Origin of the sequence: Polynucleobacter sp. AP-Nickl1-40-C4, from assembly GCF_035012665.1 — a bacterium.
GTDB lineage: Bacteria > Pseudomonadota > Gammaproteobacteria > Burkholderiales > Burkholderiaceae > Polynucleobacter.
The window spans coordinates 1-11,242 of sequence record NZ_JAYGQR010000015.1 but is presented as its reverse complement, the minus strand read 5'-3'; the positions used below and the strand labels follow the sequence as shown (position 1 = coordinate 11,242).

Sequence of the window (11,242 nt, the reverse complement as noted above, 5' to 3'; positions counted from 1 at the left end):
ATTACATCGAAATGTTTTACAACCCGGTTAGACGCCATAGTTACAACAATGGACTTTCTCCGGTAAGATTTGAAGAGCAGTACCAAGCGAGGTTGGGAAGTGTCTAAGATATTGGTAGCGATTCACTCTTTACCTTTCTAACTTGCTGATGCTGATTTAATAGACTTACCTCAGCATCGCATGTCGCTTTAACGATATTGCCCAATATGAAAAAACCACCCGAAGGTGGTTTTAGTGTCTCCTACAGCCTATAACAAGCGCAGCATAAAATTTAAGGCCTCAACTAACATCTACTAGCAGGCCCCTGTATTGGCACATATCCTTGATTACCAGTACTTAAAAGGCGTTTCAGCATCTACGTCACCGCCCAAAGCCCTCATACTCATATTGCAATGCGGACAGGTAAGACCATCCCACTCGGACAGATGATTACTCGAGTGGCAACTAGTACAAACCGGTGCCTTACTAATTTCAGTATTAATACTTCCTGGATGAGCCACTGTATAAGCATCAATCGTTGAACAAGATTTGCAAACCATCGCCACCCTAGAAGAGTGAAGACCAACCTCTCTGCCTATACTACTAATGCATTCAAACTTACAAGAGCGGCACACAAATTTATATCTAGCCATAAATCTATCTCGCTAATTCTTTTTAGATTGAAGCGCTAATTTCTTCATGCGAGCATCTTGAATAAGCAATTGCCTTTCTTGATTGGCCACTCCAATAGTGATCTTTCTGGCAATAAGATCGGCATACACACCATCAATCTTTTTAAAGAAATCCTCGTAAACTGCAGTCTTTTCGGGGCCCAAGCCCTCCAAAGCAATGGGCCGACAGGAATTTGCCTCAGACAAATAACTCGTTAATGCCTTAGCCTGCTGATCAGTCAATTTATCTGCAGAACTAAATAGGGCATTTGCGTGAGGATTATTTCTGGTAACAGCGATAATCTGGGCATCCACTAACAATGCATCAGCACTTTGATTGCTTCGCATAATGCAATCATTAAGTCGCTTGGTTACAGAGCCTGCCTGATCTGGAGCCCTTGCCGTCATTGGCGGTGGCACTTTAGCAACTTGTACTGGATTATTGGGCGCAACCTTTGTCGCACACCCACCAAGGAGTGCAATTCCCATCAAACTTAATTTAAATATGTTTTTCATTGAGTAGCCTGTTAGTTATTGATAGACAAAATCAGCGCGGCGATTTTCTTTAAATGCCGCCTCTGTCTGAGCTGGGTTGGCTGGCTTTTCTTTTCCAAAGCTCACCGCCTCTAACTGAGATTCACTGACGCCCTGGGCAAGTAACGCTTTCTTAACGGCTTCTGATCGTTTTTGACCTAGGGCAAGGTTGTACTCGGTAGTTCCACGATCATCGGTATTGCCCTGGATGATCACAAAAGCTTTTTGCTTTTGAAATGCCTTTAAGTAAGAAGCATGCGCGGAGATTGTTGAAACATATTTAGGGTCTACGGTATAGCTATCAAACTCAAAATAGATTGAACGCTTGCCATAAACACTAGACTTCGGATCACTAATTGGATCGTAAGTGGAAGAACCTCCAGCGTTAACAGTGGTGACGCCATTGGCATCATCTAACTTAACGCTACTGCAAGCGGAAACAAATAAAACCAATAATGCCAATGGCACTATTTTTACAAATTTAAACATGATGAGGTTTCCCCAAACATGGCTACACCTTAGTAGCCAAATAGCAAAGAGGCACGCCGCTAAAGCATGCCCAACCTAAGAAAATTAGGCTATAGCTTTGGGTGGTTTAAACACTGAGTCGGGAAAGTTTTGCGTCAACAAAACTTGATTTGCCATGGCAAATTGATGCATGGTCATTGATGGAAGAAAAACAGCAATTCTAATCTCGCTAATATTTGCGGTTACATGGCTCATCAGATACATCGTATGAACCTGCTCTTTGTCATCGGCCGAATCAGAGCTGTTATGTGCTTGCTGTGAAGCTGAGGCATTGTTATAGCTACCAGCAAGCTCTGCCCGCTCAATTGCAGACTGGATAAAAATACTTCCAGCTGCCGCCTTAAATACAATCAAGAAGAGGCATATCAATAGAACGAGTGTTTTACTACGAAGCAACATGGGCAAATTCTATACCTGATTACCAAATTTGTCGTTTTAAACAATGCCTACAAACTGGGCTGAGGATATTTAACCCTAATTTTGATCGCCTTTAGCTACTGAGCGCATGATTCTCAATAATTCAACATCATGGCTTAGAAGACCATCAAGCAGGCCAACTAGATGCGGAACATCCTTGGCAATTTGATCGCCCCCATAAAACCTTAAGGCCCAATTGGGAAACAATCTTTGGTCAATCTCATCGAACTCAATTCGATGCAGAACCTTATGGCGATAGTCTTTTTGAATTTTTTCCCAAATGAACAAAACATCCTTTCGCTTACCCTCAAGAATCTGGGCGAAATGGCCATTCTCGTAGAAAAGAGCACCGGTAAGCTCATGGTCTAAATTCCACCTTTGGGCAACATCAAATAGATGGACTAAGCTTGAAAGGCCCATGTCATGAGTTGCTTTGCTGATATAGCTCAGCTCAACCAATTGATTTGGATCGTCAACACTCACTTATTTTCCCCGCCCCTAAAAATGACTATGAAAGCTAAAGCCAGTTTGTTCTTTTAGTCGCCAGGCTTAAATGGGCAATAACCCTATCGACCCCAAATAAAAAACCACCCGAGGGTGGTTTTGGTGTTTCTTGGAGGCCCGGGGCGGAATCAACAAAGGCCGAGGATGTTTAATTCTATTTCCTGTTTGCCCCATAAGTTTTATTAAGGTAGTCGACTATGACCGGAACCTCCTCATCAGTAATGGGCGCCTTAAATACATTTTTCATCCTTAAAACTTGAGCATTCCAATAGCCAACTCCCGTATTGGGCGGTTGATATTCTGCATAGTGGGCAGAGTGGCAGGTAGAACATTTCTGTAAAGTCAGCTGATAGCCAGGTAAATCTGATGGTCGCCATAAAACTGTATCGGCTGGTAACTCAATCGTTTTAGCTTGCGCCATTTGTGCCAAAGCAAGAGCAGATAGAAGGAGGATAGTTTTTTTCATATTCTTCCCCTTAAACCGCTGTGACTTTTACAGTCTCAACAATATTTCGCATATAGCCAGCCGGCATCCAGCTTGCAGTCATGGGCTGAACTTGGCCAGCATGATTAAATGCTCTGACCCTTAAGTCCAATGTCCCTTTTTGTTTTGGCGTGAATTCAATGCGCCACTCTCTAAATGAGAAACGTCCAAGGTCTTGGCCCAATCTTGCCTCTGTCCAATTTTGTCCATTATCTTGAGAGAACAAAACTTTTTTGATGCCATAGCCCGCATCAAAGGCAATGCCTCTTGCCTGAACTGATTTACCAACATTGACGACACTACTGTCTGTAAAGTTAGTAATGAAAGAGCGAATCGTAAATTGATTAATGGGGATGGTTTTTGAGGGTGCCGTTCCTGGCGCAACACAGTTACAGTCATTATCAGGAATACGATAAGCAGGATTCATCCAATAGCCGTTGTATACATCATCGACCACTTTAATTTCACTAAGGTGCTTAACCCAATACGTTCCGTAGTAGCCAGGAACAATTAACTTGATTGGATAACCATTTAAGAAGGGAATATCTGCTCCATTCATTTGATAGGCAACCATCACATTGCCATCCATGGCGTGATCAATATCTAGGCCTTTTATAAAATCTGAATCGCTTGGGAGAATTGGCTGATCCAAGCCATTGAAAGTTACTTGCTTGGCTCCACTACCGGGATTCGCCGCCTTCAAAATATCTTTTAAGGCAACGCCAACCCAAGCGGCATTACCCATCGCACCATTACCAAGTTGCCCGCCATTAACTCTAGGCTCAAATAAGCCGCGGCTATTACCAGAGCATTGATTAACAGCAACAATCCGTTGAGATGGAAAGTTCTTCTTTAATGCCTCTAGAGAAATCTCTAAAGGCTTTTCTACATTACCGCCAACTTTTAATCTATAAGTGTTGGGATCTATCGATGTTGGAATGCCGGCCATGTGATAACGCACAAAGAATTCATCGTTTGGCGTAATGACATGATTGTCGTAATACTGAAATGGGGTTTCTAATTGCGGCGGCCTAGAAGTCAGCACAATCATAGGCTTCTTTTCAGGAAAGGCCATGAGTTCGCGCTCACCGTAGGCAATAGGCAAATTAGTTCTCTCTGCCCCCATTGCCCAAGATGGCAATAAAGAACTGGCTCCCCCAGCCAAAGCCGCTGTAATGACTTTACGTCTATTGGTAAAGTTTTCTGAATTCATGGATGTCTCCTCCATCGTATTTTTGGTTCAGGTAAGAATAGCTACTTTTAAAGGGGCATGCGTTGGTGATTACCCTCATCGAGCATTAAAAATGTCGTTTTAAATGATATTGCGAGCAACTGCTATTAATAAGCTATATGCTTAAATCGACGCAGGGCTGTCAAATTAGTTTGCCCTTTTGAAGGACAGCTCTTGAATGCGATATCCGTGACCAATGGCACCTAACCTTGGCAAGCCTTAAAAGAAAATAGCCCAACAAGTGGGCTATTGAGACTCTTGGTGGCCCGGGGCAGAATCAGCCAGGGCCTAGGATGCTTGATCCTACTTCTAGGCTACTTCCAGCTAAGGTTTAATTTCTTATTCGAAGCGGCGCAATCTCTCAAATAGAGATTTATGAGGCTTTGATAAGGAATACCTACCTCTTCTGATACAGATTTGAAGTAACTCACTGAATCTTCGTCTAAGCGGATGGTAATAGGCTTTTTAAGCATCGAAGCATAAGGATTTTTACGAGCTTTTGAGAAATCATATTCTTTACGCATCTTTATCACCTTTAGTAAGCTTTTGACTCTTTGGCAGTTGCCTTACGAGCCGAAATAATACGAATAACATTGCCTTTGCTGCGATAACAATGACAAACCAAAATCACACGAAGAGAGTGACTTACCCCCAATAAAATAAACCGATCTTCTTCATCCGAGTGATCAGGATCAGAAATTAATTTAGCACTTTCATCATAAAACACAGATTTTGCTTCTTCAAATGAAACGCCGTGCTTTTTTAGATTGGCCGAAGCTTTTTTGGGCTCCCATTCAAATCGTAACGAAGTCATATGTACATTGTACATATATTAATCAGAAGGAACAAGTCCGCCCGACCAAAAGAAAGTGCCCCGCACGAAGCAGGGCATTATTTAAATCTTGGTGGCCCGGGGCGGAATCGAACCAGGGCCGAGGATGCCTGACTCTGCTTTAGGCTAATGCCCACTTCATTCGTAGTGAGTCCACATTCTTAGGATTCGAACCGTCTTCTCCTTGCGCAAAATTTCATAAACTAAGCGATGTTGAATATTAATTCTGCGTGAGTAAGCCCCTTTTAAATCACCAACCAACTTCTCATAAGGTGGCGGATTTTGGAGAGGGTCTACTTCTAAAATATCCAGTAAAGCCTGGGCTTTATCTTTAAGACCTGCGGCAGATAGTTTTTTAGCATCCTTAACGGCATATTTGGAATAAGCTAAATTCCAAGTCACCACTTCAATGCCCTTTTACTTTTAGTAATAGGCTCAGCCATTGACTCTTTAATTGACTCACGCATTCCTGGAATTGCCAATAGATAAAGCGTCTCCTGAATAGCACTCCAATCTTCTTCAGAAACTAAAACAGCATTTGCTCGTTTACCAGAAATGACTACTGGCTTGTGTGACTCTGCCGCCTGATCAATTAAACGGTAGAGACCTGCTCGAGCTTCACTTGCGGTTAATGTGGTCATGATTTCACTCCTTTTCAATATAGTACGCAAAAGCGTACGCTTTGTCAAGTGGCCATCTCACCCACCCGACCAAAAGAAAATGCCCTGCACGAAGCAGGGCATTATTTGAGTTTGGTGGCCCGGGGCGGAATCGACCAGGGTCCAGGATGCCTGACTCTATTTCCAGCTTTTAGCCTGTTGAGATAGATGCTTCTTAAAGATTGTGGCTATTGGAGATAACTTTTTGCCTTTGGGGCTCACAAGGTGCCAGCTTGATTCAATAGGAAATTCTTTACATTTCAATATGGCAACCCCTTCTTGGTCAGTCTTATCACCAAGAGAATACTTGGATAGAACTGCGATACCGAGACCACCTATAACTGCCTGTTTAATTGCCTCATTGCTCCCTAGCTCTAACCTAACATTAGGCCTGTACTTCAGTCTTTTGAAGTGAGCATCCGTTGCCATTCTGGTGCCAGAGCCCTTTTCTCTAAAAATAAACTTTTCACTCTTAAGCGCACTGATATCAATATTCTTTTTTTTGGCAAAAGCATGATCTTTTGGGGCAACTAATAACAAAGGGTTGGGCATAAACACTTCATCTTCTATATCGAGATGAAGTGGTGGCTGGGACATGATGTAAAGATCATCCAAGTTTTCTTCCAATCTTTTCACTACACCATCACGATTGAGCACCTCTAGAGAAATATCGATTTGAGGATACTTCGCGCAAAAAGTTCCCAATATTCTGGGAATGAAATATTTAGCAGTACTTACCACTGCTACTTTTAACTTTCCTCGTGTTAACCCTTTGACGCTATTAACTTGCTGTTCGAAAGAATCCCACTCCCCAGAAATCGCACGAGCCGTCTTAGCCAACTCATGACCCATTTGCGTTAAATGTACTTTCCTGGCTACCACTTCGTAGAGAGGCACTCCAACAGCATCCGTAATTTCTTTTAAGCCCATAGAGGCCGTTGGTTGGGTAACATGAACCATGCGAGCGGCCGCGCTAACGCTTCCAGTCTCAGCAAGAGCGAGAAATAGTCTTAACTGCCTAAAAGTAATATTCATCAGCATTTACCTATATATAAACGTATTAATATCGATTTTACTTTACATATAAATTTCCCTAAGATCGCCTCAAAGGACAATTTATGAATATCTTGCTAGATCCCACCATCCTCTTTTTCATCTTCGGCATCTTTGCGGGCCTCGTGAAATCCAATTTAGAAATTCCACAGCCCATTTCTCGATTTCTTTCGCTATACCTTCTGATGGCTCTGGGATTAAAAGGTGGATTTGCTTTAAACAAATCAGGCTTTACTCCTGAGATTGCTATTAGTCTTGGTCTGGCGATCACTTTAGCAATAGCCATTCCGCTATTGGGCTACAACTGTCTTAAATACAAACTAGATAAACTGGATGCCGCCGCGATTGCCGCTACTTACGGATCTATTAGTGCGGTTACTTTTATTACTACTACACAGGTCTTAGATCAAAGCGGTATTAGTTATGGCGGACACATGGCCGCGGCAATGGCCCTCATGGAGTCGCCCGCCATCATCATCGCCATCATTCTTGCCAACAGAATTCGTCAACAACGCTCAGGCAATGCCAGTGGCCACACTTCATTGGGCAAGATACTTCACGAATCATTTACTGATGGTGGGCAACTACTCTTATTGGGAGCCTTAGTAGTAGGGCTCATTTCAGGTGATTCGGGTCATAAAGTCATGGCGCCCTTTTCGATTGATTTATTTAAGGGTTTATTAGCTTTCTTCTTGCTCGATATGGGATTGCTTGCCGCTAAGAGTGTAGGGGAACTCAAAGGTAAGCCTTCGGTGACTTTAGCTTATGCCTTCATCGCGCCGCCTACCCATGCGATGATTGCCTTGGGTTTATGCCATATATTTCATATCTCTCTGGGAGATACGATCCTTTTGATGATTTTGGCGGCAAGCGCTTCTTATATTGCGGTTCCAGCAGTATTGCGCCATGCAATGCCCGAGGTAAGTCCAGCCTTGTATATGGGCATGTCCCTTGGCATCACCTTCCCTTTAAATATTATCTTAGGCATTCCAATCTATAGCGCAGTAGCCAAATATTTTGTTTAAAAACATCAAAATAAAATGCCAATTCATCCAAAACCCTATTCTGGACTCAAGGCGAGTTTGCTAACTCAACATGGCAAAGAGTCGGTCATTTGTCCACAACTCCTTGACTCTAATGGCTTAGAAGTTGTCCATATCTCTGGGTATGACACAGACGAACTAGGTACCTTTACTAGAGATATTCCAAGATATGGCTCCCAACTAGATGCCGCCAGAAAAAAGGCTAGGGTTGGAATGGAATTATCAGGTTCTATGCTTGGCATTGCCAGCGAAGGTGCTTTTGATAATGATCCCTATACGGGCATGCTTCCTTGGAATTACGAGTTAGTAGTTTTAATAGATGACATACGCAAACTTGAAGTTATTGGTTTTTTTGGCGGGCACGCTCAAAGCACCAGCCGGCAAGTATCAAGTTGGGATGAATTAAATGCGCTTCTTTCAGAGGCACAATTTACTACCCATCAATTAGTCGTTCGACCTGATGATGAATATCACCCAGAGTGTCGTAAAGGAATCAAAGATCTTGAGTCTTTGAAAGAAGCGTTCGATTGGGCAACTAACCTTTCAAAAAAGGGAAATGTATTTGTAGAGAATGATTTAAGAGCACATACCAATCCCACGCGTATGTCTAACATATTGAAGGCTACACAAGATCTCTCAAGAAAGATGAATTCTGTATGCCCAGAGTGTGAGTCACCTGGCTTCTGGATCACAGAAAGAAAGAAGGGCTTGCCATGCTCTAGCTGTGAAGCGCCAACAAATCTGCCAATAGCTAATGTATGGTCATGCGTAAAGTGTGCGTACAAAAAAGAAGAAATGTTGCTGGATCAAATCAAGGCGGATCCATCAAAGTGCGATTACTGTAATCCCTAAATATATTTGTCGTTTAAAACGACATTGCCAACACAAGGATGAATAATTGACTTGTCCTTTTAAAGGGCATTTGATGACCCTGATATCCCAATCTAGAGCCAGAGTGGTGGCATCCTGATTGACGGATTGACTCTATAGAAAGTGACCGACTACGCTAATAGCAAGGTAGAGGCGCCATTGAGGGCTTCTAATAAAAATAGCCCAACAAGTGGGCTATTGAGATTCTTGGTGGCCCGGGGCGGAATCGACCAGGGCTGAGGATGCATAATGTCTTTAGAACTGCTCCTTAAAGTAGTCGGCAACAGCCTGCTGGAAGATGCTGTAACCCCTCTGATACATCATCATATGACCCGCATTAGGCACAACTACATATCGCTTATTGGCATTAGGCAATTGCTCAAAGAAGGGCATTAATTGCTTAGTATCAGCCACATCATCATATTGACCGTGAATGATCATGGTGGGCACAATAATTTGAGTTGGATTGAGCATTGGTAATTTAGTCACTAGGTCTAATTGTGGGCTAGTCGCAGTATTTACTTCAATCGCTGCGGCACTCTTAGCGTAGGCATCTACGGCTTCTGGGAAGTTATCTTCTTTGGGGGTCAGAGAATAAAAGCGGCCATGCCAACCAGCCTCAGGAATTTGAATGTAAACCTTATCTTGATATGTTTTTAGATTGGCTCTACGCTTGCCAATATCGATACTATCGATACCCATCTGCGCGTAAGAAACATATCGATCTACTTTTTCCGGATGGGCCATTACAAACAAACCGCCATACTGAGTCCCATAAGACCAGCCCAATAAGCCTACCTTGGGAATATTTCTAGATTTCATTACAAAATCAACGGTTGCGTTTAGATCGCTGGCGGCGTCCTCTGTAGTGAAATGTTGCTCTGGATGGGTAGATCTTCCAAAGCCTCTAATGTCCAAAGCAAATACATCGAAGCCTTGTTTGGCCAACACATCCATTAGGCTAATGTCTGGCTTACTTGGAACTCGCAAATCAAAGGATTCCTTGCCAGCTGTAGCAGAGCCGTGAGCTAAAACAATCACCGGTTTATTTTTTGGACTAACAGTAAATTTTTCCCAAACATATATCCTGATGTCTCCGTTTTGAACCCAGTGCTCAGCACTTTGTACGCTACCTGAATTATTTTTTTCTGCCATTACATTTGAAAAGTTGATAGCAAGCAATGCCGCAACTAGAACCTTGATTAGCCTCATTTTGTCTCCAATTTATTTTTATAAACTACAAAATCAGAATATCACGACAAAAGAATCGAAGTGGTGCTTCAAATGAAAAAACCGCCCGAAGGTGGCTTTAGTGGTTCTTGGTGGCCGGGGCGAAATCGAACCAGGGCCTAGGATTTCTTCCTATTGGCTTAACTTATGGGGTTTTCCAAAATGATCTTCCTTGGGATAAATCCAAACTGTCTTCACTGGCCCCATACCAATAATTTGCACTTGGGTATCAGCCGCCATGGCGCCATCAAAATGTATGCCGTTAGCCGGATGAAACATCAGACTACCTGCTGGCATTGGAATATTCTTTTTTGGATCCCACTCAGGACCCATACCTGCATACCAGACCCCGCTGATTACCGTAACAAATCGATCTTGATCGTGAGAATGGGGTGCACTCATTACCCCCGCAGGAAAAATATTGCGGACCACATAAATTCCTGGCTTGCTAGGGTCTCCGTATAGGGTGGTTTGCTTGACGCCGTTTTCATTGGTCTTCCAAACAATCTGATCTTCTTTAACTGTAATAAATCCGCCGGGTAAATTCTCTGCATAAACTGTCGCGGAGAATAAAAATGTAAATAGCGTGGCCAACAATACTTTCATACCGAACTCCCTATCTTTTACCTTAAATAAAAAATCACCCAAAAGGTGGTTAATGTCCCCTCCAATCGATAACTATCTTGAATTGGCTTTTTATATGACAATTTAAGATAGTGCTAAGTGCGATGGAATATAGCTAGGACTAACCCTTGAGCATAATAAGAATTGTCGTTTTAAACGACATCGACCGACACGGGGACGTGTAATTGATTCGTCCCTTTAAAGGGCATTTCTAGATGGGGATATCCGAAATTTATAGCGGTCAAGCCGCAAAAGAGAATAGCCCAACAAGTGGGCTATTAGGATTCTTGGTGGCCCGGGGCGGAATCGACCAGGACCTGAGGATATCTAATCTTTGGTTGGTATTAAAAATCGTAGATTCAAACACGAAGTGCAACACGGTTTAAGGACTGCATAAATACTTCATTGGGGGTTTTAAATCCTAATCGTTTTCTAGGTCGGTTGTTTAAACGGTCCTGGATCATTCTAAGCTCCTTATCGGTCACAGTAGATAGCGGTCTCTTTTTGGGGATGTATTGCCGCAATAGACCATTGAAGTTTTCATTTGATCCACGTTGCCAACTAGCAAACGGATCCGCAAAGT

16 protein-coding genes are annotated in these 11,242 nt (G+C 42.8%); 2 read left to right on the top strand and 14 right to left on the bottom strand.

From position 1 onward, the window contains the following. Positions 1-644 precede the first annotated feature (644 nt). The 11 genes from VC182_RS11250 to VC182_RS11200 all read right to left on the bottom strand — a co-directional run bounded on the left by VC182_RS11250 (position 645) and on the right by VC182_RS11200 (position 6,874). The gene (locus VC182_RS11250; protein WP_323485340.1) at positions 645-1,166 is read right to left on the bottom strand and encodes a hypothetical protein; all 522 of its coding nucleotides are present in this window, start codon (positions 1,164-1,166) and stop codon (positions 645-647) included. A gap of 15 nt (positions 1,167-1,181) precedes the next feature. After that, positions 1,182-1,673: a peptidoglycan-associated lipoprotein Pal gene (gene pal, locus VC182_RS11245; RefSeq protein ID WP_323485339.1), complete on the bottom strand. Its 492-nt coding sequence runs from the start codon at positions 1,671-1,673 to the stop codon at positions 1,182-1,184. A gap of 84 nt (positions 1,674-1,757) precedes the next feature. After that, positions 1,758-2,111, bottom strand: a complete 354-nt coding sequence (locus tag VC182_RS11240; RefSeq protein WP_323485338.1) for a hypothetical protein — start codon at positions 2,109-2,111, stop codon at positions 1,758-1,760. 75 nt (positions 2,112-2,186) lie between these two features. Then, positions 2,187-2,612, bottom strand: coding sequence for a BLUF domain-containing protein (locus VC182_RS11235; RefSeq protein WP_323485337.1), 426 nt, complete (start codon positions 2,610-2,612; stop codon positions 2,187-2,189). A 175-nt stretch (positions 2,613-2,787) separates the two neighbouring features. Then, positions 2,788-3,099 carry a cytochrome c, class I gene (locus VC182_RS11230; protein ID WP_215290234.1) on the bottom strand — a complete coding sequence of 104 codons (312 nt, stop codon included), beginning with the start codon at positions 3,097-3,099 and terminating at the stop codon, positions 2,788-2,790. A 10-nt stretch (positions 3,100-3,109) separates the two neighbouring features. After that, positions 3,110-4,330, bottom strand: coding sequence for a molybdopterin-dependent oxidoreductase (locus VC182_RS11225; RefSeq protein WP_323485336.1), 1,221 nt, complete (start codon positions 4,328-4,330; stop codon positions 3,110-3,112). Positions 4,331-4,662: 332 nt separating this feature from the next. Beyond that, on the bottom strand, positions 4,663-4,872 hold the full coding sequence (locus tag VC182_RS11220) for a BrnA antitoxin family protein (protein WP_088525880.1): 210 nt from the start codon (positions 4,870-4,872) through the stop codon (positions 4,663-4,665). Between the two features lie 11 nt (positions 4,873-4,883). Next, positions 4,884-5,162 (bottom strand): BrnT family toxin, encoded by a 279-nt coding sequence (locus tag VC182_RS11215; protein WP_323485335.1) that lies wholly within the window; start codon positions 5,160-5,162, stop codon positions 4,884-4,886. A 156-nt stretch (positions 5,163-5,318) separates the two neighbouring features. Further along, positions 5,319-5,585, bottom strand: coding sequence for a Txe/YoeB family addiction module toxin (locus VC182_RS11210; RefSeq protein ID WP_416350590.1), 267 nt, complete (start codon positions 5,583-5,585; stop codon positions 5,319-5,321). Further along, positions 5,579-5,821 carry a type II toxin-antitoxin system Phd/YefM family antitoxin gene (locus tag VC182_RS11205; protein ID WP_072584031.1) on the bottom strand — a complete coding sequence of 81 codons (243 nt, stop codon included), beginning with the start codon at positions 5,819-5,821 and terminating at the stop codon, positions 5,579-5,581. Before VC182_RS11205 ends, VC182_RS11210 begins: the two co-directional genes overlap by 7 nt. Before the next feature lie 156 nt (positions 5,822-5,977). Beyond that, a complete protein-coding gene (locus tag VC182_RS11200; RefSeq protein ID WP_323485333.1) occupies positions 5,978-6,874 on the bottom strand; it encodes a LysR family transcriptional regulator in 897 nt (298 codons plus the stop codon). Between the two features lie 83 nt (positions 6,875-6,957). On the opposite strand from VC182_RS11200, the gene VC182_RS11195 reads away from it, so the two are divergent. Both VC182_RS11195 and VC182_RS11190 read left to right on the top strand, forming a co-directional pair. Beyond that, positions 6,958-7,917 (top strand): sodium-dependent bicarbonate transport family permease, encoded by a 960-nt coding sequence (locus VC182_RS11195; protein ID WP_323485332.1) that lies wholly within the window; start codon positions 6,958-6,960, stop codon positions 7,915-7,917. A 15-nt stretch (positions 7,918-7,932) separates the two neighbouring features. Then, entirely contained in the window at positions 7,933-8,787 is an 855-nt protein-coding gene (locus tag VC182_RS11190; RefSeq protein WP_323485331.1) for a DUF6671 family protein, read from the top strand. A 273-nt stretch (positions 8,788-9,060) separates the two neighbouring features. On the opposite strand, the gene VC182_RS11185 is transcribed toward VC182_RS11190, so the two are convergent. The 3 genes from VC182_RS11185 to VC182_RS11175 all read right to left on the bottom strand — a co-directional run. Next, entirely contained in the window at positions 9,061-10,017 is a 957-nt protein-coding gene (locus tag VC182_RS11185) for an alpha/beta fold hydrolase (protein WP_215304057.1), read from the bottom strand. 150 nt (positions 10,018-10,167) lie between these two features. Continuing rightward, on the bottom strand, positions 10,168-10,641 hold the full coding sequence (locus VC182_RS11180) for a cupin domain-containing protein (RefSeq protein ID WP_323485330.1): 474 nt from the start codon (positions 10,639-10,641) through the stop codon (positions 10,168-10,170). A 377-nt stretch (positions 10,642-11,018) separates the two neighbouring features. Further along, on the bottom strand, positions 11,019-11,242 hold a 224-nt coding region (locus VC182_RS11175), incomplete at its 5' end, for a transposase (RefSeq protein ID WP_416350589.1).

Excerpts from the sequence above, each read along its gene's own strand:
- VC182_RS11250 (WP_323485340.1), bottom strand. The coding sequence starts at position 1,166 with ATGAAAAACATATTTAAATTAAGTTTGATGGGAATTGCACTCCTTGGT.
- pal (WP_323485339.1), bottom strand. The coding sequence starts at position 1,673 with ATGTTTAAATTTGTAAAAATAGTGCCATTGGCATTATTGGTTTTATTT.
- VC182_RS11240 (WP_323485338.1), bottom strand. The coding sequence starts at position 2,111 with ATGTTGCTTCGTAGTAAAACACTCGTTCTATTGATATGCCTCTTCTTG.
- VC182_RS11230 (WP_215290234.1), bottom strand. The coding sequence starts at position 3,099 with ATGAAAAAAACTATCCTCCTTCTATCTGCTCTTGCTTTGGCACAAATG.
- VC182_RS11225 (WP_323485336.1), bottom strand. The coding sequence starts at position 4,330 with ATGAATTCAGAAAACTTTACCAATAGACGTAAAGTCATTACAGCGGCT.
- VC182_RS11220 (WP_088525880.1), bottom strand. The coding sequence starts at position 4,872 with ATGCGTAAAGAATATGATTTCTCAAAAGCTCGTAAAAATCCTTATGCT.
- VC182_RS11215 (WP_323485335.1), bottom strand. The coding sequence starts at position 5,162 with ATGACTTCGTTACGATTTGAATGGGAGCCCAAAAAAGCTTCGGCCAAT.
- VC182_RS11205 (WP_072584031.1), bottom strand. The coding sequence starts at position 5,821 with ATGACCACATTAACCGCAAGTGAAGCTCGAGCAGGTCTCTACCGTTTA.
- VC182_RS11200 (WP_323485333.1), bottom strand. The coding sequence starts at position 6,874 with ATGAATATTACTTTTAGGCAGTTAAGACTATTTCTCGCTCTTGCTGAG.
- VC182_RS11195 (WP_323485332.1), top strand. The coding sequence starts at position 6,958 with ATGAATATCTTGCTAGATCCCACCATCCTCTTTTTCATCTTCGGCATC.
- VC182_RS11190 (WP_323485331.1), top strand. The coding sequence starts at position 7,933 with ATGCCAATTCATCCAAAACCCTATTCTGGACTCAAGGCGAGTTTGCTA.
- VC182_RS11185 (WP_215304057.1), bottom strand. The coding sequence starts at position 10,017 with ATGAGGCTAATCAAGGTTCTAGTTGCGGCATTGCTTGCTATCAACTTT.
- VC182_RS11180 (WP_323485330.1), bottom strand. The coding sequence starts at position 10,641 with ATGAAAGTATTGTTGGCCACGCTATTTACATTTTTATTCTCCGCGACA.